The organism is Mesorhizobium sp. NPDC059054, from assembly GCF_042739215.1.
Taxonomy (GTDB): Bacteria; Pseudomonadota; Alphaproteobacteria; order Rhizobiales; family Rhizobiaceae; genus Mesorhizobium.
Window position 1 is genome coordinate 1,353,701 of record NZ_JBHYHV010000001.1, and the last position, 24,791, is coordinate 1,378,491.

19 protein-coding genes are annotated in these 24,791 nt (G+C 61.6%); 11 read left to right on the plus strand and 8 right to left on the minus strand.

The genetic code is table 11. The annotated features are described in order from the left end of the window. Window positions 1–59 precede the first annotated feature (59 nt). Together ACFWXH_RS06600 and ACFWXH_RS06605 are read right to left on the minus strand one after the other, a co-directional pair. Window positions 60–2,390 carry an NADP-dependent malic enzyme gene (locus ACFWXH_RS06600; RefSeq protein ID WP_379118516.1) on the minus strand — a complete coding sequence of 777 codons (2,331 nt, stop codon included), beginning with the start codon at window positions 2,388–2,390 and terminating at the stop codon, window positions 60–62. A gap of 158 nt (window positions 2,391–2,548) precedes the next feature. Beyond that, window positions 2,549–3,328 (minus strand): SDR family oxidoreductase, encoded by a 780-nt coding sequence (locus ACFWXH_RS06605; RefSeq protein WP_379118518.1) that lies wholly within the window; start codon window positions 3,326–3,328, stop codon window positions 2,549–2,551. A 214-nt stretch (window positions 3,329–3,542) separates the two neighbouring features. Here ACFWXH_RS06605 and ACFWXH_RS06610 point away from each other — a divergent pair, with 214 nt between their 5' ends. Continuing rightward, a complete protein-coding gene (locus ACFWXH_RS06610; protein ID WP_379118520.1) occupies window positions 3,543–4,379 on the plus strand; it encodes a UDP-2,3-diacylglucosamine diphosphatase in 837 nt (278 codons plus the stop codon). Window positions 4,380–4,523: 144 nt separating this feature from the next. Beyond that, window positions 4,524–5,738, plus strand: coding sequence for an MFS transporter (locus tag ACFWXH_RS06615; protein WP_379118522.1), 1,215 nt, complete (start codon window positions 4,524–4,526; stop codon window positions 5,736–5,738). On the opposite strand, the gene dgcA is transcribed toward ACFWXH_RS06615, so the two are convergent. Next, window positions 5,709–6,689: an N-acetyl-D-Glu racemase DgcA gene (gene dgcA, locus ACFWXH_RS06620; RefSeq protein WP_379118524.1), complete on the minus strand. Its 981-nt coding sequence runs from the start codon at window positions 6,687–6,689 to the stop codon at window positions 5,709–5,711. The genes ACFWXH_RS06615 and dgcA overlap by 30 nt on opposite strands. 77 nt (window positions 6,690–6,766) lie before the next feature. Here dgcA and ACFWXH_RS06625 point away from each other — a divergent pair, with 77 nt between their 5' ends. The 4 genes from ACFWXH_RS06625 to ACFWXH_RS06640 all read left to right on the plus strand — a co-directional run bounded on the left by ACFWXH_RS06625 (window position 6,767) and on the right by ACFWXH_RS06640 (window position 10,826). Further along, window positions 6,767–7,951: an MlaE family lipid ABC transporter permease subunit gene (locus ACFWXH_RS06625; RefSeq protein WP_379118526.1), complete on the plus strand. Its 1,185-nt coding sequence runs from the start codon at window positions 6,767–6,769 to the stop codon at window positions 7,949–7,951. 1 nt (window position 7,952) lies between these two features. Beyond that, window positions 7,953–8,771 (plus strand): ABC transporter ATP-binding protein, encoded by an 819-nt coding sequence (locus ACFWXH_RS06630; RefSeq protein ID WP_054312979.1) that lies wholly within the window; start codon window positions 7,953–7,955, stop codon window positions 8,769–8,771. An 8-nt stretch (window positions 8,772–8,779) separates the two neighbouring features. Beyond that, on the plus strand, window positions 8,780–10,153 hold the full coding sequence (locus tag ACFWXH_RS06635) for an MlaD family protein (RefSeq protein WP_379118529.1): 1,374 nt from the start codon (window positions 8,780–8,782) through the stop codon (window positions 10,151–10,153). A gap of 73 nt (window positions 10,154–10,226) precedes the next feature. Further along, window positions 10,227–10,826 (plus strand): ABC-type transport auxiliary lipoprotein family protein, encoded by a 600-nt coding sequence (locus tag ACFWXH_RS06640; RefSeq protein WP_379118531.1) that lies wholly within the window; start codon window positions 10,227–10,229, stop codon window positions 10,824–10,826. Window positions 10,827–10,839: 13 nt separating this feature from the next. Here ACFWXH_RS06640 and ACFWXH_RS06645 read toward each other — a convergent pair whose 3' ends face one another. Together ACFWXH_RS06645 and ACFWXH_RS06650 are read right to left on the minus strand one after the other, a co-directional pair. Continuing rightward, window positions 10,840–11,229, minus strand: a complete 390-nt coding sequence (locus tag ACFWXH_RS06645) for a DUF4440 domain-containing protein (RefSeq protein ID WP_379118533.1) — start codon at window positions 11,227–11,229, stop codon at window positions 10,840–10,842. A 75-nt stretch (window positions 11,230–11,304) separates the two neighbouring features. Next, the gene (locus ACFWXH_RS06650) at window positions 11,305–18,708 is read right to left on the minus strand and encodes a kinesin (protein ID WP_379118535.1); all 7,404 of its coding nucleotides are present in this window, start codon (window positions 18,706–18,708) and stop codon (window positions 11,305–11,307) included. A 280-nt stretch (window positions 18,709–18,988) separates the two neighbouring features. On the opposite strand from ACFWXH_RS06650, the gene ACFWXH_RS06655 reads away from it, so the two are divergent. Then, the gene (locus ACFWXH_RS06655; protein WP_054313037.1) at window positions 18,989–19,354 is read left to right on the plus strand and encodes an Hpt domain-containing protein; all 366 of its coding nucleotides are present in this window, start codon (window positions 18,989–18,991) and stop codon (window positions 19,352–19,354) included. Window positions 19,355–19,497: 143 nt separating this feature from the next. Beyond that, window positions 19,498–19,818 (plus strand): 2Fe-2S iron-sulfur cluster-binding protein, encoded by a 321-nt coding sequence (locus tag ACFWXH_RS06660; RefSeq protein ID WP_054312974.1) that lies wholly within the window; start codon window positions 19,498–19,500, stop codon window positions 19,816–19,818. Between the two features lie 40 nt (window positions 19,819–19,858). Here ACFWXH_RS06660 and ACFWXH_RS06665 read toward each other — a convergent pair whose 3' ends face one another. Both ACFWXH_RS06665 and ACFWXH_RS06670 read right to left on the minus strand, forming a co-directional pair. Beyond that, a complete protein-coding gene (locus ACFWXH_RS06665) occupies window positions 19,859–21,337 on the minus strand; it encodes an MDR family MFS transporter (RefSeq protein ID WP_379118538.1) in 1,479 nt (492 codons plus the stop codon). A 280-nt stretch (window positions 21,338–21,617) separates the two neighbouring features. Further along, complete coding sequence (locus ACFWXH_RS06670) at window positions 21,618–22,298, minus strand: DUF922 domain-containing Zn-dependent protease (RefSeq protein WP_379118540.1); 681 nt, start codon at window positions 22,296–22,298, stop codon at window positions 21,618–21,620. Window positions 22,299–22,382: 84 nt separating this feature from the next. Here ACFWXH_RS06670 and folP point away from each other — a divergent pair, with 84 nt between their 5' ends. The 3 genes from folP to folK are packed head-to-tail and all read left to right on the plus strand — an operon-like array spanning window position 22,383 to window position 24,089. Then, window positions 22,383–23,234: a dihydropteroate synthase gene (folP, locus tag ACFWXH_RS06675; protein WP_379118542.1), complete on the plus strand. Its 852-nt coding sequence runs from the start codon at window positions 22,383–22,385 to the stop codon at window positions 23,232–23,234. Next, entirely contained in the window at window positions 23,234–23,593 is a 360-nt protein-coding gene (folB, locus tag ACFWXH_RS06680; RefSeq protein ID WP_379118544.1) for a dihydroneopterin aldolase, read from the plus strand. Before folP ends, folB begins: the two co-directional genes overlap by 1 nt. After that, entirely contained in the window at window positions 23,577–24,089 is a 513-nt protein-coding gene (gene folK / locus ACFWXH_RS06685) for a 2-amino-4-hydroxy-6-hydroxymethyldihydropteridine diphosphokinase (protein WP_379118546.1), read from the plus strand. The genes folB and folK overlap by 17 nt, the downstream gene beginning before the upstream one ends. A 126-nt stretch (window positions 24,090–24,215) precedes the next feature. Here folK and ACFWXH_RS06690 read toward each other — a convergent pair whose 3' ends face one another. Next, window positions 24,216–24,758: a DUF924 family protein gene (locus ACFWXH_RS06690; RefSeq protein WP_379118548.1), complete on the minus strand. Its 543-nt coding sequence runs from the start codon at window positions 24,756–24,758 to the stop codon at window positions 24,216–24,218. Window positions 24,759–24,791: the final 33 nt, after the last annotated feature.

Below are 24,791 nucleotides of genomic sequence, written 5' to 3' on the forward strand. Positions count from 1 at the left end.
TGCCCGCCTGTATCGGGCAATGAAGATAGGTCGGGCCGGTTAAGCTTCTCTTGAACCCGTCAACCCCGCGGCGCGTGGAGCGCTGCCTGCGCCTTGTGCGAGGCTTCGACGACGGCCAGTGCGGTCATGTTGACCACGCCACGTGAGGTCACCGAGGGGGTCAGGATATGCGCTGGCTTGTCGGTGCCAAGCAAAATCGGGCCGACATGAAGCGCATCCAGCATGGTCTTAAGCGCCGTCAGCGTGATGTTGGCCGCGTCGAGGCTCGGGAACACCAGAAGATTGGCTTCGCCCTTCAGCCGCGAATGCGGATAGACACGCTGGCGCAGATGTTCGGAGAGGGCCGAGTCCGCGTGCATTTCGCCATCACATTCCAGTTCCGGCGCCATGCGGGCCAGGATTTCGGCGGCCTTGCGCATCTTCAATGCACTGGCCGCGTCGCGCGAGCCGAAATCCGACAGCGAGAGCAGGGCAGCCTTCGGTTCGATGCCGAAGCGGCGGATCTCCTCCGCTGCCAGGATCGTCATTTCGGCGATCTCCTCGGCGCTTGGATCGATCGAGACATAGGTATCGGTGAGGAACAGAACGCCGCGCTGCGAGATCAGCATGGAGAGCGTCGAAAGGTCATGATCGCTGATGCCGGGGCGGGCCCCTATGATCAGCGTGACGTTGCGCAGGTGACGCGCGAACCGGCCTTCGAGGCCGCAGATGAGTGCGTCCGCGTCGCCGCGTTTCAGGGCAAGGGCTGCAATCACTGTGTTGTCGGTGCGCACCATGGTACGGGCTGCCTCCGGCGTGATGCCACGGCGGCCGCCGAGTTCGATCAGAAGATCGACATAATGGCGATAGCGCGGGTCTTCTTCCGGATTGATCAAACCAAAGTCGACGCCTGGTTTGATACGCAGGCCATAGCGTTTGAGACGAACCTCGATGACATGCGGACGACCGATCAGGATCGGTTCCGCAATGCCTTCCTCGAGTACGACCTGCGCGGCCCGTAGCACGCGCTCGTCCTCACCGTCGGCATAGATGACGCGCTTGGCACTCGAACCGCGGGCGGTGGAGAACACCGGCTTCATCACCAGGCCGGAGCGGAAGACGAAGCGGTTCAGCTTGTCGAGATAGACCGCCATGTCGGAGATCGGACGCGTTGCCACGCCGGTATCGCAGGCTGCCTTGGCCACCGCCGGCGCGATGCGCAGGATGAGGCGCGGGTCGAAAGGCGAAGGAATCAGGAAATCCGGGCCGAAGATCGGCGTTTCGCCGGAATAAGCGCGCGCCGCAACATCCGAAGGCTCCTCGCGGGCAAGCGCTGCAATCGCGCGCACTGCCGCCATCTTCATCTCTTCGTTGATGGCGCTGGCGCCGCAATCCAGCGCCCCCCGGAAGATGTAGGGGAAGCAGATGACGTTGTTGACCTGGTTGGGGAAGTCCGAACGGCCAGTGCAGATCATGGCGTCGGGGCGGGCGGCGCGGGCAACTTCCGGCATGATCTCCGGCGTCGGGTTGGCCAGCGCCAGGATCAACGGTTTCTCGGCCATTCCCTTGAGCAGTTCGGGTTTCAATACGCCGGCGGCGGATAGACCAAGGAAAACGTCGGCGCCCGCGATGACATCGGCCAGAGTGCGTGCTTCGGTGTCCTTGACGTAAGGATCCTTCCAGCGGTCCATTTCCTCGACGCGGCCTTTGTAGGCAACGCCGAAGCGGTCGGTGACCCAGATGTTCTCGATGCTGGCGCCCAGCGAAACGAGCAGGTTGAGGCAGGCGAGCGCTGCGGCGCCCGCACCGGAGGTGACGATCTTGACGTCCTCGATCTTCTTGCCGGCGAGTTCTAGGCCGTTGAGGACGGCGGCGGCAACGATGATGGCTGTGCCATGCTGATCGTCATGGAAGACCGGGATGCCCATGCGGGCCTTCAGCCGTTCCTCGACCTCGAAGCACTCCGGCGCCTTGATGTCCTCCAGATTGATGCCGCCGAAAGTCGGCTCCAGTGCCGCCACCGTTTCGACCATGCGGTCGATCTCCGGCGCGTCGATCTCGATATCGAAGACGTCGATGCCGGCAAATTTCTTGAACAGAACGGCCTTGCCTTCCATCACCGGCTTGGAGGCGAGCGGACCGATATTGCCGAGACCGAGAACGGCCGAACCGTTTGAGATCACTGCGACAAGATTGGCGCGCGCAGTGTAGTCGGCGGCTGTCGCGGGATCATCCTTGATGGCCAGGCAGGGAGCCGCGACGCCTGGCGAATAGGCGAGCGCCAGGTCGCGCTGGTTGCCGAGCGGCTTGGTGGCCTGGATTTCCAGCTTTCCGGGAATGGGATACTTGTGGAAGAAGAGCGCGGCCTCGTCGAGATCCGAACGTGCCGTTTTGCCCTTGTCGCCTGCCATGCTTTCCCGCCTCCTGTTGCGTCACTCCTTGTAGCATGCGGCGACGGTTTTTCGAGACGGGATATCGCTCATTTAAGTATTTCTAGAATTGGTAGAAAATCATGCAGGATCAAAGCATTGAGGAGAGAAGTTGCGGGCAGGCCCGCAACCTCCCCAGATCAAAAGGCGCTGACATAAAGCCCGCCGTCGACCGGAACGTTCTGCCCGGTCAGGTAGCCCGCATGCACCGAGCATAGGAAGGCGCAGATCTGGCCGAATTCCTCCGGCGTGCCGAGACGCTTGGCGGGAATATCGGCGGCAAGACGTGCCTTGCGCTCCCTGGCCGCTTCCGCTGTCTCGACTGAACCCGGCTCGTGCGGGCCACGCAGGCGGTCGGTGTCCAGCTTGCCGGGCAGCATGTTGTTGATGGTGACGTTACGATCGATGACGGTGCGGGCGACACCGGCGAGGAAAGAGGTCAACCCGGCCCGCGCGCCCGAGGACAGATCGAGACCAGGGATCGGCACATAGACGGAGAGCGACGTAATGTTGACGATGCGGCCAAAGCCGCGCGCCGCCATGCCGTCAATGACGGCTTTCACCAGTTCGATCGGCGTGACCATGTTGTTGGTGACGCCCTCCAGGATCTTCTCGCGGTCAAGTTCGCGGAAATCGCGATAGGGCGGTCCACCATTGTTGTTGACGAGAATATCCGGGTCGGGACAGGCGACGATCAGCGCCTTCTGCACCTCGGGTTTCGACACGTCGCCGACCACTTCGACAACACGCACGCCGAACCGTTCGCGGATTTCCGCCGCGGTTTTAGCCAGAAGCACGGGATCGCGCCCATTGACCACCAGGTCGCATCCGGCGTCGGCCAGCGCGATCGCGCAGCCGCGCCCCAGTCCCTTGCTCGATGCGCAAACGATCGCCTTCTTGCCGCGAATCCCAAGATCCATGTCCGAAACCTCCGATTTGGTACCCAAGGCTAGAGCGTTTCCGTTTCCACGGAAACGCGGAAACGCTCTAGTTCTTTGTTTTTACGCAATTCCGGACGGAAAACCGCTACGCACTTTTCCTGGAATTGTTCTAGCGAAAGGACTGGCCTAATCGCAACCGTCATACGGTTGTTGCATGAATCGATGCATAGCCAGCGCGAAAGGTGAGATCGCGATGTCCGGCGCCAAACCACGCATGTTCCGCTCCATCTTCATCTCGGATGTGCATCTGGGATCGAAGGCGGCCAAGGCAGAGTTTCTGATCGATTTCCTGCGTCATCACGATGCCGATACGATCTTCCTTGTCGGCGACATCGTGGATGGGTGGCGGCTGCGCCGCAGCTGGCATTGGCCGCAGGCTCATAACGATGTTGTGCAGAAACTGCTGCGCAAGGCCCGCAAGGGCTCTTCGATCACTTACATCGCCGGCAATCACGACGAATTCGCCCGCCAATTCCAGGGGGTGCATTTCGGCGGCATCGTGGTGGCAGACCGTGCAGTCCACGAGACAGCGGACGGCCGGCGCATGCTCGTCATCCACGGCGATCAGTTCGACACGGTCGTGCACAATGCACGCTGGCTCGCCTATTTCGGCGACTATGCTTATGACGCAGCCATGCTGATCAACCGGGGTGTCAGTCGCTTCCGCAAAGTCTTCGGCATGCCCTACTGGTCGTTCTCGTCCTGGGCCAAGGTCAAGGTGAAGAAAGCGGTGAACTTCATCGGTTCCTTCCAGGAAGTGCTCACCGAGGAAGCCCGCCGGTCCGAGGTCGACGGGGTAATCTGCGGTCACATCCACCACGCGGCCATCGAAACCGTCGATGACGTTCAGTACATCAACACTGGCGACTGGGTGGAAAGCTGCACAGCGGTGGTTGAGCATTTCGACGGCCGTTTTGAAATCCTGCATTGGGCGCACGTCATGCCGGAAGCGATGCAGGCGGAACCGGTACTGGTGCCGGTGACTTTTGACGCCTTGCCGAAGAAGGTCAGGGCGGCAGAAGCCGCTTGAGCGGCTGGCGATCTCTACAATTCGCATACCCAGGCAATATTTGACATAAATCGATTAGGCCAACCAGTTTCTGACAACTGGCAGGCATGGTAGAGCAGGCGGCTGGCCGGTCATTTTGCCGGCAGCACTTGCCGATTGCCTTTCATGTCATTGCCTCCGCTTTCGCCTGAACAGCAGATCAAGCCGCGCAACTATGAACTGCGCATGGCACTGCTCTTCTTCACCGTTCTGGTGCCGAGCGGTATCTATCTGCCTTATTTCCCTCTCTGGCTGGAGGCGCATGGTTTCAGCCCGGAGAAGATTGCCGTCATTCTCTCGGCACCGATGTTCCTGCGCGTGGCGACGACCCCGCTGTTCACGTCCCTGGCCGACAAGGCAAACGACCGGATCAACGTCTACCTGACACTTGCTGCCGCCTCCGTGGTTGTTTCGGTGGGCTATTTCCTGCCGCCGAGCTATGCGACGGTGCTTGCCGTCTCGCTGGTGCTGGCTGTGGTCTGGACGCCGCATTCGCCCATTGCCGATTCGCTGGCATTGTCGGGCGTACGTCGTTTCGGTGCCAATTATCCGCGTATGCGCATCTGGGGATCGATCTCCTATTTCTGCGCCAATCTGGTCGGAGGCTTCATCCTGACCTCGACCGGAGCAGGCGCGGTACCGATCATGCTGTTCGTGTCGTTCCTGGCCATCGTCGCGGTTGGGTTGATGGCGCCACGCCTGGGAAGGCCGAGGCGTGCGTCGCCTCTCTCCGCAACCGACCTGCAGCAGGCGGTGCCCAGCCTGCGCAACCCGTATTTCCTTTATTTCGCCACCGGCGCCGGCGTCCTGGTCGGCAGTCACGGCTTTCTCTACGGATTCTCATCCATCTATTGGAAGTCACTGGGAATCGGCGATTCCGTCGTTGGCTTCCTGTGGGCCTTCGGCGTGGTGTGCGAAGTCTGCATGTTCATGGCCTTCAACCGGCTGTTCAGCCGTGTCCCGGTGGTGCGCGTGATGGGATTGGCGGCCATCGGCGCGGTCGTGCGCTGGATTGCGTTTCCGTTGATCTGGCCACTCGGCCTGGGCGTACCAGGCTTCTTCGGTCTCCAGGCACTGCACGCCATTTCCACGGCACTCGTGTTGATCGGTCTGCAGAAGATGATCGGCGAGACAGTAGCCGAGGACCGTACGGGGGCGGCGCAAGGCATTGCCTTCTTCGCCAACGGCTTCTCCATGGCCGCCGTCACGCTGGCTTCCGGCCCACTCTACCAGAAATTCGGGGGCGATGGCTTCTATGCCATGGTGCCGGTGGCATTGCTGGGCCTGGCACTCATCCTGCTTGCGGCGCGTTCAGCCCCACAGCACGCCGCTGGGCGGTGAAACCAGCGAACCTTCGTAGACAAGGCCCGGGTCGCGATCGCGCGCCAGCAGCAATGGTCCATCGAGATCGACGTAGTCGGCGCCTTGCGCCAGAAGCACCGCCGGCGCCATCGCAAGTGAAGTGCCGACCATGCAGCCGACCATGATGCCGAGGCCGCGCGCATGGGCATGGTCGCGCAGTTTGAGGGCTTCGGTCAGGCCGCCGGCTTTGTCCAGCTTGATGTTGACGGCATCATAGAGGCCGATCAGCGCATCGACGTCCTTTGCCGCATGCACGCTTTCATCGGCGCAGATGGGGATTGGACGAGCAATGTGCCTCAACTTGTCGTCGCGGCCGGCGGGCAGGGGCTGTTCGATCAGCGTAACTCCAAGTGCCGCGGCAGCAGCGATGTTTTCCGCGACATTGTCGTCGGTCCAGCCTTCATTGGCGTCCAGGATCAACCGGCTTTCAGGTGCTGCCTCGCGCACGGCGCGGATGCGCGCGGCATCGTTGTCACTGCCGAGTTTGACCTTGAGCAGTGGCCGCGTCGCGTTGGCGCGAGCTTGTGCAGCCATAGCCTCGGGCTCGGCAAGCGAGAGAGTATAAGCGGTTTCGAGCGGTTCAGGCGCGATGCCCAGCAGCGTGGCTGCCGAAGTGCCCGTCATCTTGGCTTCAAGGTCCCATAGGGCGCAGTCGATGGCATTGCGTGCCGCGCCGGCGGGCATCGCTGTTTGCAGCCTTCTGCGGTCCAGGCCAGCTTCAAGCGTCGCGCGCATCGTCTCGATCGCTGCCAGAACGCCCTCGATCGTCTCGCCATAGCGCTTGTAGGGCACACATTCGCCACGTCCGGTATAGCTGCCCTCGCTGATCGTGCAGGTGATGACTTCAGCTTCGGTCTTGGAGCCGCGTGCGATGGTGAAAACTCCGGCGATCGGAAAACGCTCGGCTTCGACCGAAATGACACGCGCCATATTTTTCTGCTCCGGCAATGCTGGGGTGACGCTGGCGATAAATCGACAGACCAGCGCCGTCAGGCTAAACAGGATCCATGTTGACGATCCGCAAACGCGACGCAAGCGACAAGGCCGCCGCAGCGGCCGTCGAGCCGCGCGTTGTCGTCAGCGACAGCGACGGAACACTCGCCTGCGCCTTTCACGGCAATTGGACGACGAGACGTGTGGCGCAAGTCGATGCTGAAATGCGCAAACTTGAAAAGCGTAATGACTTCAAGGTCCTGTCGCTCGATTTTTCCGAAATCGGACGGATCGACACAGCCGGTGCCTGGCTGATCGAGCGCCTGATCAACGCCCATGAGACACGCGGGGCCGAGATACAGCAGATCGGGCAGAGCGAGACGGTGACGACCCTGATCGCCGCCGTCTGCGACGCGGTGAAACGAAGCGAGTCGGTACAACCGATTCCCCAGCCGAACATCATCCTGCGGGCGCTGGAACTTATCGGGCGGCGGGTCTATGAGGCGGGGGACGATTTCCTGGCCGGCATGAACATCCTTGGTGCCACCATCCGCGGCGCTCAGATGAAGCTCGGACGCGGTCACGCGGTCAATCCGGCGGCCATCTTCAATCAGCTCGACCGCATGGGCGTTGGCGCCGTACCGGTGGTTCTTTTGATGTCGACCATCGTCGGCGCGATTGTGGCGCAGCAGGGCGCCTATCAACTGCGCTATTTCGGTGCCGATATCTTTGTGGTTGATCTGGTCGGGGTGCTGGTGCTGCGCGAACTCGGCGTGCTGATGACAGCCATCATGATCGCCGGCCGCTCGGGCAGTGCGATCACCGCCGAAATCGGCTCGATGAAAATGCGCGAAGAGGTCGATGCGCTGAAGGTCATCGGCCTCAACCCGATCGGTGTCCTGGTTTTCCCGCGTCTGGTTGCTCTCGTCATCGGCTTGCCTTGCCTCACCGTTCTCGCCAATTTCGCGGCCCTCGGCGGCGGTGTTTTCGCGGCCTGGCTCTATTCCGACATTCCACCTGCGGCCTTTATTGACCGGCTCAAGGTCGCGATCGATCTCAGCACGATCTTTGCCGGTCTGATCAAGGCGCCATTCATGGCCATCATCATCGGCACCATCGCTTCAGTGGAGGGCTTGAAAGTCGGCGGAAGTGCCGAATCGCTGGGCTTGCATGTCACCCAGTCGGTGGTGAAATCCATCTTTGTCGTCATCATCCTCGACGGGCTTTTCGCCCTGTTCTACGCGGCGATCAATTTCTGACATGACCCTCGTCGACGAAAACGCCGATCATACGGACAACGATCATGATGGCATCGTGCTGTCGGCAGACGATATCAAGGTGGCGTTCGGGGAAACGGTTATCCTCGATGGGCTGTCCTTGAATATCCGACGTGGCGAGATCCTGGGTTTCGTCGGCGCCTCCGGCGCTGGCAAATCGGTGCTCCTGCGTACGGTGCTCGGCCTTGTGAAGAAGCAGGCCGGCGTGATCAAACTGTTTGGCGTCGACGTCGACAAAGCCAGCGACGCCGAGCGACTGCGCATCGACATGCGGTTGGGCGTCCTGTTCCAGCAGGGAGCGCTGTTTTCGGCGCTCACAGTGCTGGAGAACGTGCAGGTGCCGATGCGCGAATATCTCGATTTGCCGAAAAAGTTGATGGACGAACTCGCCATGCTCAAGATCGAGCTGGTAGGTCTGCCGCCGGATGCCGCGCGCAAATACCCATCCGAACTTTCGGGCGGCATGATCAAGCGTGCTGCGCTGGCGCGCGCGCTGGCGCTTGATCCCGATATCGTTTTCCTCGATGAGCCCACTTCCGGCCTCGACCCGATCAGTGCTGCCGAATTCGACGAGTTGGTGGTCAAGCTGCGCGATACGATGGACCTGACCGTCTACATGGTGACGCACGATCTCGATTCGCTTTTCACCGCTTGCGACCGTATCGCCGTGCTCGGCAAGAAGCGTGTGCTGGTTCAAGGCACCGTCGAAGACATGTTGAAGAGCGAAGAACCCTGGGTGAAGTCCTATTTCCGCGGAAAACGGGCGCGGCAGCTTGATCTTGCAACGCGCGCGCAGCCATAAGTGAAGCAATGGAAACCCGAGCCAACTACGTCATTGTCGGCATTTTCACGCTGGTGGCGATCCTGGCGGCCTTCGGTTTCGTCTATTGGACCGCGAACATAGGCGACCGTGGCGAGACGACGAGCCTGCAGGTGCGTATTCCAGGCTCTGCCTCGGGCCTTGGGCGCGGCAGCTTCGTGCTGTTCAACGGTGTCAAGGTTGGTGATGTGCGCCGGGTCTATATCGACGTGGACGATCCGACCATTGCCGTGGCCGATACAGTGATCGACCGGATGACGCCGATCACCCGCTCGACGCAGGCGGACATCGGCCTTGCCGGCCTGACCGGGCAAGCGAACATCGAGTTGACCGGCGCCAATCCGAAAGAGCCGAAGATCCTCGACGAAGCGGAGAAGGATGGGCGCGTGGCGGTGATCGTCGCCAAGCCCTCTGCCGTGACCAATCTTTTGCAGACTGCACAGGACATCGCCACCCGCACCGACAAGGTCCTGGGTGAATTCGAGGGCTTCGCCAAGGATGTACGCGGGCCACTCACGCAGACTGCACAGAACGCAGCAAAATTTTCCGACGCCCTGGCCAAGAATTCGGATGGTATCGACAAATTCCTGTCGAGTGTCAGCGCGCTTTCGACGGAATTGCAGGGGGTTTCGGGAAAGCTTGATGGTGCGTTGAAGGCAGCGGAAGGGCTTCTCAATTCCGTCGATCGCGACAAGGTCAGGAACATCGTCGCCAACGTCGACGAATTCACCCGCAATCTGAGCAAGACGAGCGACCAGTTCGATTCGACCATCGCCGAGGTCAAGCAGGCGGTGGGGTCGATCAACGATTTCGCCGCCAAGACACAGGTGACGCTCGACAAGGTCAACGGCGTGCTTGACGGCGTCGATCCGGCCGATGTGCGTGTCGCGCTTGCCAATATCAAGGATGCCAGCGTCAATGCCGGCAAGGCTTCGGCCGATATCGCCAAAGTAACCGAAAAGGTCGCCGCGCGCTCGGATGACATTCAGCAGACCATCGAGGATGCGCAACAGCTTGCGGAGCGCCTGAACAACGCCTCCGTGCGCATCGACGGCATTCTGGCCAAGGTGGACGGCATGCTCGGTTCCGGTGACACCAAGGGTCTGGTTGCGCAGGCAAGCGAAACGCTGAAATCGTTCAAGCAGGTGGCCGACACGCTGAACAAGCACGTCGGTGTCATCTCCGACAATCTGCAGCGCTTCTCCGGCCAGGGGCTGCAGAATGTTGAGGCTCTGGTGGGGGACACCAGACGTTCGGTCAATCGCATCGAAGAGGCGGTTTCCGATTTCCAGCGCAACCCGCAGCGTATCCTGTCGGGTGGCGATGGCGAGGTTCGCCAGTATGACGGAAGGGCACGGCGTTGACGGCGCGGTGCAGTTCCATCGATAAATACCGCCCGGAAGGGGACCTGCCGGCTGTGTTCAGTGGGGACGTCGCGTGAAGTCGATCCGAGTGCATGCGGGCGCGTTGCTGCTCGCGACTATCCTTGCGGGATGTGCGGCGCTGCCGGGCGGTGGTCCGGCGCCGCTCGATACATTTGAGCTGTCGACGCCGAGCGTGCAGACCGGTGGCCAAAGCAAACGACAGATCCTCGTCACGCAGCCGGTAGCGCTGAAGGCGCTGGACAGCCAGAACATTGTCATCAAGACCGGCCAGCGCTCGATCCAGTATCTCAAGGGCGCGCAATGGGCTGACCGGCTGCCGGTCATCGTGCAGGCAAGGCTCGCCGAAGCGTTCCAGCGCACCGGCCGTTTTGCAGGGGTCGGCCGGCCGGGCGAAGGATTGGCGATCGACTACCAGATCATCACCGAGATCCGTGCCTTCGAGGTGCGCGCCGAACAAGGTGAGCAGGCGCACGTCGAACTCTACGTGCGCATCCTCAACGATCGCAACGGCGAAGTACGCGCCTCGCGCAGCTTCCGGGCCAGTGCACCGGTTTCCGGTGGCGGTGGCAATTCGGCTTATGTGAGCGCACTTGACCGCGCCTTCGGTCAGGCGGTGAGCGAGATCGTGAGCTGGTCGGATTCGACGATCTGAATTTTCTTCAGTTTCACTTGTTGGGAACGATCGTTCCCTGATGGAAACTCATTTGCCAGCGACCATCGATCTGCTGCCAGATCGAACTGCGCAGCGCGTGCCTTTCTATCCCGAGCTCGGATGAACGACTGACGGTGCGGTAGGTCAACAAGACTGCATCCGCGGAAAGAACCCGCATCCTGAAATCATCCGATTCGATTGCCGCATCGGAATTGGCTATCGGTTCCTTGGCCAAGGCGTCGAGTATGGTCGGCTTGTCATAGATGGAGCCGGAACTGCCAAACTCGACAAAGTCGTCCGCGAGCCATTCACCAACAGCGTTGCGCGAACGCCGGATGTCCGGACGGTGCAGGCTTTGTTCAAGGGAGCGGAAAAACGCGATGTCGGGTTGGCGATCGGGCATTGCATCCTCCAACAATCAAATAAAACAAAAAAAGGCGGGAATGGCTCCCGCCTTTTTAGCTTATTCGACGTGATCTCAGCGCAGGCGACCGCTGGCATGAGCCAGCATGGTGTAGACCTTGCCGGTGTCCGAGGTGAGGTAGGTCTGCGAGATCATGTTGTCACGATCGTTGCGCGAGACATCCTTGAGAAGCTTCTCGAAATCATCGCAGTAGCGGTCGACGGCAGCCCGGAACTCGGCTTCCGACTGATACTTGCGACGGATGTCGTCGAAGGTCTGCTGGCCCTTCAGCGTGTAGAGGCGACGGGTGAACACGTCGCGTTCACCGCGCCGGTAACGGTTCCACAGTTCGATCGAGGCATCGTGGTCGATGGCCCGGGCGATGTCGACGGAGAGCGAGTTGAGCGACTCCACGACATGCAGCGGTGAACGTTGCACCGGCGTTGCCCGGGGCTGGGCCGGCGTCGGCCGGGCACCGTCATCTTCCGAAGCGCCGGTCAGCAGGTCACGCACCCAGCCGCCTTGTGGCGTACGGGCGCCAGTGTCACCGCGTGGCCGCAACGCCGTCTCGCCAGCGTCCAGCGAGCCGCGCAGACCGGTTGTTGGGGCGGCTGGCGCTTCAGGGGCACGACGCTGCGGTTCCGCCGGACGCCGCAACGGCGGCTCCGATGGACGTGGAGCAGGCGTTGGGGCAGGGCGCAAGTTACGCGGCTCCGAAACGTCAACGGTGCGGCCTGACTTGGCGACGATGTCCGATAGTTCCTTGAGTGCGTTGATCTGCTCGGAAACCGCGCGGCGGATCGCCGTGGTCGATTCCTTCGCTTCTTCCGGCATCTCGATGACACCCTTGCGCAGTTCGGCGCGAGTCAGATCCAGCTCGCTCTTGATCGAGCCGGCGGTGCGACGCATCTCCTCGGTGGCGTCCGAGAAACGCTTGGTAGCGGAATCGACCACCTCCGAAATGGCGACGCGGATCTTGTCGGCCGATTCCAGTGTCCTGCCTTCGGCGCTTTGCAGCGTCTGGCCGACCAGCGTTTCGAAGGAACGCATGACCTTTTCCAGATCTTCCGACTTCTTGACCAGGCCAACCGCAAGGTCATCGAGCGAGGACTGACGTGCCAATGTGTGCTCCAGATTGCTCTGTGCGGAGCCGAGCAGGTCCGAGGCACTGGCAAGCAGGCGGCTGTGTTCGTCGAAGCGGGTGGCGATGGAAGCCACTTCGCGCAACGTCGCCGAAGACAGTTCGGTCAGTCTGGTCGTGTTGGAATCGACCAGGCGAGCCGAGCTGGCGAAGGTTTGCGAAGCCTTCTCCGTGGTCGCCGCGAAGCTCTGGGTCGAACCGGTAAGGCGGGTCTCGACCTCACCGAGATTTTCCGAAGCCTTGGCGATCAGCGTGTTGAGCTGGTCGGCCGAATTGGTCATGCGACCGATGAGATCGGCAACATTGTCGGCCAGAGACGAACGGGCGCCGTCGACTGCCGCGAGCGTTTCAGCCGTGCGGCTGGCCAGCGCGTCCGCAAGGGCGGCGTTTTCGCGCCGCAGCGTCGAGGTGGCGCGTTCGGTCGCTTCCTCCATGCTCTTCTGCATCTCGATGCCGCCTTCCGAGAACTTGTCGACCAGCGGGCGTGCCGTCTCGTCGAGGATCTTGGACAGTTCGGCGGAACGGGCCGCCAGCATCGAGTTGAGCTCGCGTGTGTTGGCACCGATGGTCTTGGCCGCTTCATTCGTGCTCTGACCGATATGCTGGCCAACGGCGGCGAAGGTTTCGGCGATGACATTGGCGCGCGAGGCGAGCTGGCCTTCGGCCTGCGTGATCTGCTGCTCGAGCTTCTGACCCATCGCATCGGCCGATGCCGCAAAGCGGTTCTCGACACTGGCGATCTGGTCTTCGACACGTGTTGCAGTGGCAGCCGCGCTGGAGGCCAGACGCTGGTCGGCGCTGGTCAAGGCGCGCTCGATCTCGACGGCATGGCCGGCAAGCTCCTCGCCGGTCATGCGGGCGCGGTCGGCCACGCGGCGCTCGGTATCCTCGAAGGCTCCGACGATCTGATCGGCATGGCTGCCGATCGCCGAAGCGCTGTCGGAAATGCGGGATACCATGCGGTTGTCGGCTTCGTCGAAGACGCGGCTGATCTCTGCGGCACGTGCCGACAGCGCGTCCGAGCCTTCCGCAATGCGGGCTGCCAGCTGCTGTTCGACCGTTTCGAAGACACGGCCGAGATCGGTTGCACGGGCGGCAAGCGCATCAGCGGATTCGCCGATACGGATGCCCATGCGCTGATCGGCATCCTCGAAGTTGCGCAGGATGTCGCCGGCGCGGGCAGCCAGGGTCTGTGCCGTCTCCACGGCACGGGCCACCAGCTTCTGGTCCGCGCTCTCGAACGTCTGGGCGATGTCTTCGGCACGTGCGAGCAGGGCGGCCGAGGTCTGTTCGGCGCGCTCGGCGATCTTGCGGTCGGCATCGGTGAAGGCAATGCCGGCCTGCTCGTGCAGCGTGTTGGTGACCTCTAGAACCTTTTCGCGCAGCTGGCCGGCAACATAGAGCGCGCTCTTTTCCAGCGCACCGCGAATGTTGTCGACGCCGGCATTGAGCGCGCGCTCCATCGTGCTGGAACGCTCCTCGATGACGCCGATCTGGCGAGCGAAAGCCTGCTCGACCTTGTCGATATCGGCTGCGATGGCGTCCGAAATGCTTGTGGAAGAGGTCGCGATCTGGTCGATGTGTCCAGCCAGGGCGCGGTCGATGTCGCGGCGGGCATCGACCAGCTTGGCGAGGTCTTCCTCGAGTGCCTGGGTGAGGGCCGAACGATCCGCCGAGAGCCGGTCGTTGTGGCCCGAAATCAGGCCCTGAACGTGCTCCAGGCTGCCTTCCAGCGCTTGCGCGAAGTCGGCGCGGTTGTCGGCCAAGCGCTGGGCGTGGCCGCCGAGCGCGCCGTCGATGGCGGCGAGGTCGGTTTCCAGCGCGCGGGTCAAGAGGTCACGACCTTCGGCCAGCTTGCCGACATGGTCGGCGATGACGGCATCGATGCCACTGCGGCTCTCGTTGAGCTTGGCGAGGTCGGCATCCAAAGCGCGCCGCAGGATATCACGGCCCTCGGCCAGCTTCTCCACCTGGCCGGCGACAAGGCCGTCGATGGACGAGCGGCTCTCGGCGAGCTTGGCGAGGTCGTCTTCCAGCGCCGAGGTGAGCATCGAGCGATCAGCGGCGAGCCGCTGGCTGTGGCCGGCGACGATGTCGTTGACGCGCCGCAATTCATCGTCGAGCGCCTGCTGGAAATCGGTGCGGGCATCGACAAGCTTCTGCGACTGGCCTGCCATGACGCCGCCGATTGACGACAGATCGGCTTCCAGGGCGCGCTTGAGGATATCGCGGCCTTCGGCCAGCTTCTCGACCTGAGCAGCGACAAGGCCATCGATCGCGGCACGGCTTTCGGCGAGCTTGGCGAGATCGTCTTCCAGAGACCTGGCAAGCAAGGCGCGGTCGCTGGCCAGTCGTTCGCCGTGGCCGGCCACCAGGTTGTTGACCCGGTTCAGGTCGGCATCCAATGCCTCTGAGAACTGAGCTCGGTTGTCGACCAGCTTCTGCGATTGATCGGCAATCGTCGCACTGATGGTATTGAGGTCGCTTTCCAGGGCGCGCTTGAGGATATCGCGGCCCTCTGCCAGCTTCTCGACCTGACCGGAAACCAGTCCGTCGATGGATTCGCGGCTTTCGGCCAGCTTGGCAAGATCCTCTTCCAGAGCGCGGGTGAGCATGTTGCGGCCTTCCGCCAGCCGGCCGACATGGCCCGCGATGGCCTCGTCGATGCCGCCGCGGCTTTCGCCGATCTTGGCGAGATCGGCTTCGAGCGCACGCTTCAGGATATCGCGGCCCTCTGCCAGCTTTTCCACCTGGCCGGCGACCAATCCGTCGATGGACGAGCGGCTGTCGGCGAGCTTGGCGAGATCGTCTTCCAGTGCCCTGGAGAGCAGAGAGCGGTCTGCCGCCAGCCTGTCGCTGTGGCTGGCCACGAGATTACTGACGCTCGAGAGGTTCTCTTCGAGTGCCTTGGAGAGCAGGGAGCGATCGGCGGCGAGCCGCTCGCTGTGACCGGCGACAAGATGATTGACGTTCGCAAGATCGGCATCCAGTGCCTGCGAGAACTCGGCGCGGTTATCGGTCAGTTTCTGTGACTGATCGGCTATCGTGGCCGTGATCGTGTTGAGGTCGGCCTCCAGGGCGCGCTTCAGGATGTCGCGACCTTCGGCGAGTTTCTCGACTTGACCGGCGACCAGTCCGTCGATGGACGAGCGACTGTCGGCAAGTTTGGTGAGATCGTCTTCCAGGGCCCTGGCAAGCAGGGAGCGGTCCGCGGCGAGCCGCTCGCTGTGGCCGGCGACAAGATGATTGACGCTCGCAAGGTCGGCATCCAGCGCCTGCGAGAACTGGGCGCGGTTATCGGTCAGTTTCTGCGACTGATCGGCAATCGTGGCCGTGATGGCATTGAGATCGGCCTCCAGGGCGCGCTTCAGGATGTCGCGGCCTTCGGCCAGTTTCTCGACTTGACCGGCGACCAATCCGTCGATGGACGAGCGGCTGTCGGCAAGTTTGGCGAGATCGTCTTCCAGAGCCCTGGCAAGCAGGGAGCGGTCCGCGGCGAGCCGCTCGCTGTGGCCGGCGATCAATTGATTGACGTTGCTGAGATCGGTGTCCAGCGCCGAAGAGAACAGGGCACGGTTGTCGGCAAGCTTCTGCGACTGATCGCCGATCGCTGCCGTGATGGCATTGAGATCGGCCTCCAGGGCGCGCTTGAGGATGTCGCGGCCTTCGGCCAGCTTCTCGACCTGACCGGTGACCAGACCGTCGATAGACGAGCGGCTGTCGGCAAGCTTGGCGAGATCGTCTTCCAGAGCTTTGGCAAGCTGCGAGCGGTCGGTTGCAAGCTGTTCGGCATGCCCGCGCACGAGTTCATTGACGCTCGCCAGATCCTGTTCCAGCAGGCGGGCGAATTGCGCGCGGTCGTCGGTCAGTCTCTGCGACTGGTCGGAAATGACGGAGCTGATCGTGCCGAGGTCGGCCTCCAGGGCACGTTTGAGGATATCGCGGCCCTCGGCCAGCTTCTCGACCTGACCCGCAACCAGCCCATCGATTGAAGCGCGGCTTTCGGCCAGCTTGGCAAGGTCCGATTCCAGTGTCTGCGAGAGCAGGCTGCGTTCGTTGACGAGCTGGCCGGAGTGGTCGGTGACCAGCCGGCGGATGCTGGACAGATCTGCGTCGAGCGCGCGACCGAGTTGGTCGCGATCGTCGGCGAGCTGCACGGAATGGCTTTCCATCAGCGCCTTGATGCTGTCGACGTCGGCCTCCAACGCACGTGCCAGAACGGCGCGGCCTTCGGCGATCTTGGCAACCTGGCCGGCGACCAAATTGTCAATGTCTGCGCGGCTTTCGGTCAGTTTGTTGAGATCAGCATCGAGAGCGCGAGCGAGGATACCACGACCCTCGGCCAGCTTGCCGACATGGCCGGAAACCATTTCATCGATGATGGTGCGGGCATGCACCAGCTTGTCGGCGTCTTCATTGAGAGCATGGGTCAGGCGCGAACGGCCTTCCTCCAGGCGCTCCAGATGGCTGCCGAGCGAGGCATCGATGGCCGCGCGCGACTCGTTGACCTTGCGCAGATCCTCTTCCAGAGCGCGGCTGATAAGGTTGCGTCCTTCGGACAGCAGGTGCACTTGCGAGGTGACGGCCTCGTCGATAGCGGCACGGCCTTCGGAGAACTTCTCCAGATCCGCCTGCATGGCGGAGGCCATGCGCTCGCGGCTCTCTTCCAGCTTGCGGCTGTGGTTCTCGACCGCTTCCTCGATGCCGGCGCGGGCGTCGGCGAGACGAGCGATATCGGCGTCGAAAGTGCGCGACACTGCGTGGTGCGCGGCCTCCATGCGGCCGGCAAAGTCGGTTGCGCGAGCCTCCAGCATCGTCGAGGTCGAGGTAACGATATCGGCCATGTCGGCGCCGATCTGCGCCTTGCCCTGATCGATGATGGCGGACAGCGTATCCTTGCCGTCGGTGAAGGCGTTGGCGATATCGCGCGCGCGATCGACCAGCGTTTCGTTGATCTGGCGTGCGCGTGCTTCCAGAGCGGCGTTGAGCTTCTGAGTGCCCGTGTCGAGCGCTTCTGCTCGGGTCTGGAATTCGCTGATCAGCGCCTGGCCGCGCTCGGCCAGCGTACGCTCGATGCCGGAGAGGCTGGATTCGAATTCGGAACTCAGCGTACGAGCGGCACCACCCAGCAGCGAGACCATGCCTTGCGTCCGGTCGTCGAGCAGTTCCGTCAGCGAACGGGTCAACCCGTCGGTGCTGTCGGTGAGCTTGGCGATGCGCGTGTCCAGCAGGCTGGCGAAGGCTTCGCCGGATGTGGAGAGGCGATCGGTGATCGTGTCGAGGCGGCTTTCGACGGAATCGAAAATCGACATCGAGCTTTCATTGATGCGGTCGATCAGCTGATCGCCCGACGAGCTGATGGTCATCGACAGCTTGCTCGAAGCGCCGAGGATATTCTCGCGGATGACGTCGCTGGCCGAGTTGATCTCATCGCGCAGGGTCTCATGCGCGCCCGAGATCGAAGCCCGCACACGCTCGGCATGGCCGATGACGGCCTCGCGTTCGCTGCCCAACCCGTCGACCAGGTTGCGGATGCGGCTCTCATTTTCCGTATAGGAGCGTTCGAGCTGGCTGACTTCGCTGTGCACCAGGCTTTCCAGTTCGACGGCACGCGCGAGCGTGCGTTCGATACCTTCGCCCATGGCCGCGACCTCGCGGCGTACGGCCTGGCCGATCATCATCACGCGGTCTTGTGCGATGTTCTCCGGCTCGGCGAGACGGAAGGCTACTTCCGTCATCGATTGGGCGGCCAATCGCATGTCCTGCGCGCGGCGGACCATCGCGGCGAAAGCCCAGAACAGGACGATCGGAACAATCGCCGCAACGGCGATGCCGATCAACTCCGGTCGCTGCAGCAGCTGCGCGAGCGAGCGAATGTTCCAGATGTCGGGACCGAAAAGGAGGTTGGCGAGTGCCGCGGCACCGGCGATCCAGGCGATCGAGACGAAAGCCACCACCCAATAGATGGTGTTGGAGGCGCGACGATTGAGACCGTGCAGCAAGGAGCGATAGTCCTTCTGGCGATCGTCATTGGCGGGAGAAAATCCAGCTGGCTGGGCTGCACCGTTGCGCGGCTCGGCGGGCCGAAGTTCGGCAGGCTTGGCTTCAGTCGTTGCGGCCTTGGCGGGCTGGGGGGCCTCTGCCGGTGCTGCCTTTTCGGCGCGGCCGGCGCGCGCGAGTTCGTCTGCAGCCTGTGATATCTGGGCTTCCAGATCTTCCATGGAGGCAGCGATGTCGAGGTCTCCCGACTGTCCGGAGAGGTCGAAATCAAGAGCTTGCTCGAGCTCCTTCGCAACCTCGGAATCGAGATTCTTCGTCGTGCTGGTTTTCTTCGCCATGCCTTCGCTACCCTGTACTAGCTGCTGCGAGAGCGGTCGTTATTGTCTTTTTTCGTCCCGCGCCGAGGCCTGATTTTGGACCCTCGTATCGTAATGACACAGGGGGGTAAAGAAAACATGCATTCGGCGGCATACGTAAAACTTTAAATATAAGGTTAACGGAGGCGTGAGCCGGGCACGCGTTGCCAAACATTTTTCACAACTCCTTGTTAACCCGCCATCCATCGGAATTCGTTAGCTTGTGCGGCCTCAGGCTGCTGCGACAATGGAGTTGAGTGTTATGCGTAGCGTAAACGTGGCGTTCTCGATGCCCGGTGGAGAAGCATCGGGCCGGGCCGGAAACAGGCCTGTGGATATGGAACATCTGTCTCGACAAACCATGGGCGATCGAGATCTCGAGCGTGAGGTGCTGGCACTGTTTGTGCAGCAGGCGCTCTCGGTGGATGAGAGGCTGCCGTCTGCGGACAAAAGTCAGCGTCTCCTTTTGGCACACGCACTGAAGGGCTCTGCGCGCGGGGTCGGTGCCTTGGCCATAGCCGATTGGGCGGCCGCATTCGAGCGCCAGCCGGAAGACGATCGCCTTGTGAAGAAACTCGGCCCGTTGGTCGAGGATGTCCGCGATTTCATCGCCGCGATCAGCCGATAGGGCGGTCTGCCGGCTGGATGGACGATCACTGTCCTCTGGCCGAAGCCCGGTTTTCCCAAAAGCGTCACTTTGAGGCGGTTTCGCGCGACAGTTGACTTGCGCCGCTGAGTGATTATCTCGGCTGTGACTTCTCAGGTGACCAAATGACAAAACTGACCTACATCACCCATGACGGGACGCATTTTGACGTCGATGCCGAAAATGGCTCGACGGTCATGGAGAACGCCATCCGTAACGCGGTCCCGGGTATCGAGGCCGAATGCGGCGGTGCCTGCGCATGCGCAACCTGCCACGTCTATGTCGATGAGGCCTGGACAGGCGTGGTCGGCGAGCCCGAGGCGATGGAGGAGGACATGCTCGACTTCGCCTATGAGGTGCAGCCGAATTCGCGCCTGTCCTGCCAGATCAAGGTTCGCGACGAACTGGACGGGCTGGTGGTGCGCATCCCCGCGCGCCAGGGCTGATGCCTCAGCTTAAAGCTGTAATGCTCTGTTTCTAAACGGCTTATTCCGCAATCATCGGCGCTTCGGCTTCGCGGCGGCCGCGTAGCGGCTTCTCCGGCATCATCGCGAGGGCGGCAAGCGTGGCGACAAGCAGCGCCGCGCTGACGAAGAAGATCGCGGCAAACGGAATGACCGACGACAGCTGCGCCTGCGTCTGGATGCCTTCACCCATCAATGGCAGGCCATAGGCGACGCCGACCGCACCCAGCAGCGCGACACCAAGCGCGCCGCCCAGAGACCGCATGAAGGTGAGCACGCCTGTCGCCACGCCGAGATAATTGTGCTCGACCGCATTTTGCACGGATATCGTCGCCACCGGGAAGGTGGTGCCTGCGCCATAGCCGACGCACGTGGTCAGCACGATCACCGAGATCAGCGAGGTGCTGCCGGCAATGATTGCGAGCGCTGCCAGGGAAACGATGCCGAAACAGACGCCAACCAGCGCGAGCCGCTTGTAGTGGACAAAGCGCGGGATCAGGCGTCCTGAGGTGGTGGCGCCAGCAACGGTGCCGAGCAGAATGCCGAGCATCGCGATGCCGGATTCGGAAGCAGTCAGGCCGAGATGGGCCTGCAGATAGACCGGCAGGTACACGGATAGTCCGACATTGGCGGCCTGCAGAAGGAACAGCGACAGCGTACCGGCAAGGACGATCGAATTACCGAGCACGTCCAGCGAGATCAGCGGCTCGATTGCCTTGACCAGTCGGAGTGCGAAGATGGCCCAGACTATTGCCGAGGCGGCAAACAGGCCGAGGATTTGCGGAGAATCCCAAGGGTAGGTGCCGCCTCCCCAATTCAATGCGAGAAGCAGCAGCGAGGTGGCGATGACAAGCAGCGCGGCCCCCAGCCAGTCGATGCTATGGCGATGGGCCGCGACCGGGAGTTTTTTCAGCGGCTTGTTGATGATGGCCATTGCCAGCAGTCCAAGCGGCAGGTTGATCCAGAAGATCAGCGACCAGTGCAGATGTTCTGCAAAAGTGCCGCCGAGCAGAGGGCCGGCAATGCTGGCGACAGCCCAGGTGCCAGAAATCCAGGCTGCGTAGCGAGCACGTTCTTTTGGCGGCACCAGATCGCCGATCACCGTTTGCGCCAGGGCGAACAGGCCGCCACCACCCAGCCCCTGGATCGCGCGACCGATGATCAGCACCAGCATGTTGGGCGCAAGCGCCGCCACCAAGGAGCCGGTGAGGAAGATGAGGATCGCCGCATAAAGCGTCGGCCGCCGGCCATGCACGTCGGAAATCTTGCCGTAGAGCGGGGCCATGGCGGTGGCTGTGAGCAGGTAGCCCGTGACGATCCAGGGGAGATACTGCGCATGACCGAGCGCCGCCGCTATGGTCGGCATGGCCGGTGCCACGATGGTCTGGTCAAGTGCTGCCAGCAGCATCGACAGAAGCACGCCGCCGATGATCGCGTTCTTTTCGCGTTCCGAAAGTGTGCCGCCTTCAACCGCTGCAGGCTTGGAAACGGTCTGGTCCATGGTCATTCACCTGTTTGCCGGGCACACCTGCCTGAAGCGAACCCAGCAGGGTCGGGTAATGTGTGCGGCTTTAATCGTCCGTCGAGAAGCCTGTACTGGCCGAACTTATGTCGCGCGTGCTGTGCTCGTTTCGACAGACGGCAGAATTTTTTATCTTGAGCGCAACGAATACGCCTCGTCAGCGATCTCGTTCCCTATATAGCCCGCGAGTCTCAAGGACCAATGGTTTGCTTCCGTTGATCCTGTTTCGCAAAATCCAATAAAATCTTGAGATTACCATTCAGCCAGGCAGGCGTCCGGCTTCGATCTGCTGGATACGGTATCGCATCAGCCGAATGATGCGGCTTTCGAAGTTGACCATTTCCACCCGGTCGAATTCAACCTGGGCTTGATCGTGCTGGGTGAGGATTTTTGCCGTCACTTCCTTGGCCTTCGCAGCGGCAACCTTGCAATCGTCCGCTTGGCCGATGCCCATCAATGCACTTTCAAGGCGATGCCCATAGTCCTTGGCTATCTCGACATGCCGATCCTCATGTCGCTTGATGTCGGCAGCAAGCGTATTCCAAAACAGCCGCACATCTGGTCCCACCTTGCCGCGCGGTTTCCATCTGGGCAAAACAACTCCGGTCTTAACAGTTACGACCGCTGACACAATTCGGCATGATTGCTCGAGCTTTCCATAGCCCGTGAATCTGCAGAACAGATTGGATGCGCCGTCCGAAGGGCAAGAATTTGCCTCATCAGCGTAACCAATGCGGCTGGTGAAAGCCATGCGAGTGGCCCCTGGGTGGCGCATGCCGGTGGATTTCACCGACGGTCCACGTTTCGACAGTTCGGATTGGATCTGCTCCAGCGAGCGCCCGCCGATTGAAAAATAGCTGTAGGTTTTCACCAGATTCGCCGCATCGGCCGTCGAAACGGCGAAAAGGAGAAGCAGCGCGGTGAGCAGAGTTCGATTCATTTTATTGCCTCTTGCCCCACCTTGCGTTACGGCCCTTGCCGGCGCAACGAAATACGTATCGCCAGCACAGCTTGGCGGGCAAAGATGAACAGACGATGGCAATTGGCGCATGGACGCCATCTCGACCTTGGCGAGAGGTCTGTCGTCATGGGCATCCTCAACGTGACGCCTGACTCATTTTCAGATGGCGGCCAGTTCGACGCGCTGGAGCTGGCGGTCGAACAGGCGTCCCGTATGGTGCATGAAGGGGCCGCCATCATCGACGTTGGCGGGGAGTCGACCCGGCCAGGCGCTGCGCCCGTCACGGCGCTGGAAGAGCAGCAGCGCGTGCTGCCGGTCATCGAGCAGTTGGCAAAGCGCGGCGAGGCGTTGATCTCCGTCGACACCTACCGCGCCGAGACCGCGCGTCTGGCGCTTGAATATGGCGCCCATATTGTCAATGATGTCCATGGGTTGCAGCGTGAACCTGAAATCGCAGATGAGGTTTCGCGAGCCAGTGCCGGTGTGATCATCATGCATACCGGTCGTGGCCGCGAAAAACTGCAGGATGTCATTGCTGATCAGCGCATCTTCCTGGAGAAGTCGCTGGAGATCGCGCGAAAAGCCGGTGTCGACGACGAGCAGATCGTGCTCGACCCCGGTTTTGGCTTCAACAAGGAAACGGCTGAGGAAAACCTCGATCTGATGGCGCGCTTCGAGGAATTGTCCGACCTTGGTTTTCCGCTCATCGTCGGGACATCCCGAAAGCGCTTTGTCGGCACCGTCACGGGCAAGGATGCCGCAGATCGAGCGGCCGGCACCGCGGCCACCAGCGTCATTCTGCGGCTCAAGGGCGCCGATCTTTTTCGCGTCCATGATGTCGCAATCAACGTGGATGCGTTGGCCGTTGCGGATGCTATGTTGGCCCGTAACAACACCCGGCAGGAACCTCGCTAATGTACGTCATCCGCATGAAGAACTGCGCCTTCTTTGCCAGGCACGGCGTGCATGACGAGGAAGAGCGGCTCGGCCAGCGCTTCTATGTCGACGCGGTACTGACCGTCGACCCTGCCAAGGAACTGGATGAAGATGCCATCGACGGTACCGTCGACTACGGCATTGCCTTCACCGTCATCGAAAAGATCATCACGGGCGAACGGCGTTTCCTCATCGAGGCGCTGGCGCTCGATGTCGCCAGGGCGCTGACTCAGCGTTTCCCGCAGATCAAGACGGCTGAAATCACCGTCCGCAAGCCCAATGCGCCGGTGCCCGGCGTGCTCGATTACGTTGAGGTCACCATTGTCTGGCCGCAATAACACCGTTTTTCTCAGCCTCGGCGGCAATCTCGGCGATCCGGCCCAGTCCATCGCCTCGGCCTTGCGTATGTTGAACCGGGATGCCGGAACACGCGTGGTGGCGGTCTCCTCGCTTTACCGTACGCCACCCTGGGGCAAGACCGACCAGCCGGATTTTCTGAATATCGCCGCGGAGCTGACGACCAACCTCACGCCGCATGTGCTCCTGGAACTGTGTCTGGAAACCGAACGAAAGCTGAAGCGGGTGCGCGAGGAACGCTGGGGTCCGCGCCTCATCGATATCGACATCCTCGTCTTCGGCAACCGCGCCATTCACGAAACCGAATTGGCAGTCCCGCATCCGCGTATGCTGGAGCGCGCCTTCGTCATGGTACCACTGGCCGAAATCGCGCCGCAGCTCGTCCTGGCCGGTAAGACTGTTTCAGAGCGGCTTGCGGCCATGGATATCGAGGGTATTGAACGGTTGCCGTCCGGTCGCGATTGGTGGCAGGCCTAGAGCGTTTCCGTTTTACGGAAACGTGGAAACGCTCTAACTCTTTGTTTTTACGCAATTCCGGACGAAAAACCGCTACGCACTTTCCTGGAATCGCTCTAATCTCGGCGGGCAGCGAGTTCCTTCAATTCAGCCGGAAAACCCACCGTCGTCGAGAAATGCCTTTTCCTGCGCGGTGGTTTCGCGGCCGAGTGGCGGATTGCGATGCGGAAAGCGGCCAAAACGCTCGATGATGTCACGGTGCTCGATGGCATATTTGAGATAATCCGGCGCATTGGCCTCTGTCAGCTCGACGCTGCGCTGCTGGTCCTTCAGATTCTCGGAATGCTCGAAGGGCAGGTAAAAGAACACTCGGACATCAACGTCAACCGTCATGTCGTGCCCTGCTGTCACGGCTTTGGCCGCGAAATGGCGGGCGAGCGGATCGGTAGCAAACATGTGCGCGGTGCCGCGGAAGCAGTTGCGCGGGAATTGATCGAGCAGGATCATCAGCGCCAGCGCACTTTCAGCGTGGTCAATCCAGTCGTCTAGTTCCCGCCGAGCCGCCGCATAATGCAGGTCGAGGAACCGGTTGCGGAGCTCGGTGTCGAAGGCCTCGTTTTTCAAGAACCACGCATCCGCGCCTGCTTTGCGCCAGAAGGCCGTGATGCCAAGCGCGCGTTCGTCCATCATTGCTATCTATTTCCTCTGTTATCTCAGTAAATT

Excerpts from the sequence above, each read along its gene's own strand:
- ACFWXH_RS06670 (WP_379118540.1), bottom strand. The coding sequence starts at position 22,298 with ATGAATCGAACTCTGCTCACCGCGCTGCTTCTCCTTTTCGCCGTTTCG.
- ACFWXH_RS06635 (WP_379118529.1), top strand. The coding sequence starts at position 8,780 with ATGGAAACCCGAGCCAACTACGTCATTGTCGGCATTTTCACGCTGGTG.
- ACFWXH_RS06665 (WP_379118538.1), bottom strand. The coding sequence starts at position 21,337 with ATGGACCAGACCGTTTCCAAGCCTGCAGCGGTTGAAGGCGGCACACTT.
- ACFWXH_RS06610 (WP_379118520.1), top strand. The coding sequence starts at position 3,543 with ATGTCCGGCGCCAAACCACGCATGTTCCGCTCCATCTTCATCTCGGAT.
- ACFWXH_RS06625 (WP_379118526.1), top strand. The coding sequence starts at position 6,767 with ATGTTGACGATCCGCAAACGCGACGCAAGCGACAAGGCCGCCGCAGCG.
- ACFWXH_RS06600 (WP_379118516.1), bottom strand. The coding sequence starts at position 2,390 with ATGGCAGGCGACAAGGGCAAAACGGCACGTTCGGATCTCGACGAGGCC.
- ACFWXH_RS06690 (WP_379118548.1), bottom strand. The coding sequence starts at position 24,758 with ATGATGGACGAACGCGCGCTTGGCATCACGGCCTTCTGGCGCAAAGCA.
- ACFWXH_RS06645 (WP_379118533.1), bottom strand. The coding sequence starts at position 11,229 with ATGCCCGATCGCCAACCCGACATCGCGTTTTTCCGCTCCCTTGAACAA.
- dgcA (WP_379118524.1), bottom strand. The coding sequence starts at position 6,689 with ATGGCGCGTGTCATTTCGGTCGAAGCCGAGCGTTTTCCGATCGCCGGA.
- ACFWXH_RS06650 (WP_379118535.1), bottom strand. The coding sequence starts at position 18,708 with ATGGCGAAGAAAACCAGCACGACGAAGAATCTCGATTCCGAGGTTGCG.
- folP (WP_379118542.1), top strand. The coding sequence starts at position 22,383 with ATGAACAGACGATGGCAATTGGCGCATGGACGCCATCTCGACCTTGGC.
- ACFWXH_RS06615 (WP_379118522.1), top strand. The coding sequence starts at position 4,524 with ATGTCATTGCCTCCGCTTTCGCCTGAACAGCAGATCAAGCCGCGCAAC.
- ACFWXH_RS06655 (WP_054313037.1), top strand. The coding sequence starts at position 18,989 with ATGCGTAGCGTAAACGTGGCGTTCTCGATGCCCGGTGGAGAAGCATCG.
- ACFWXH_RS06660 (WP_054312974.1), top strand. The coding sequence starts at position 19,498 with ATGACAAAACTGACCTACATCACCCATGACGGGACGCATTTTGACGTC.
- folB (WP_379118544.1), top strand. The coding sequence starts at position 23,234 with ATGTACGTCATCCGCATGAAGAACTGCGCCTTCTTTGCCAGGCACGGC.
- ACFWXH_RS06630 (WP_054312979.1), top strand. The coding sequence starts at position 7,953 with ATGACCCTCGTCGACGAAAACGCCGATCATACGGACAACGATCATGAT.
- ACFWXH_RS06605 (WP_379118518.1), bottom strand. The coding sequence starts at position 3,328 with ATGGATCTTGGGATTCGCGGCAAGAAGGCGATCGTTTGCGCATCGAGC.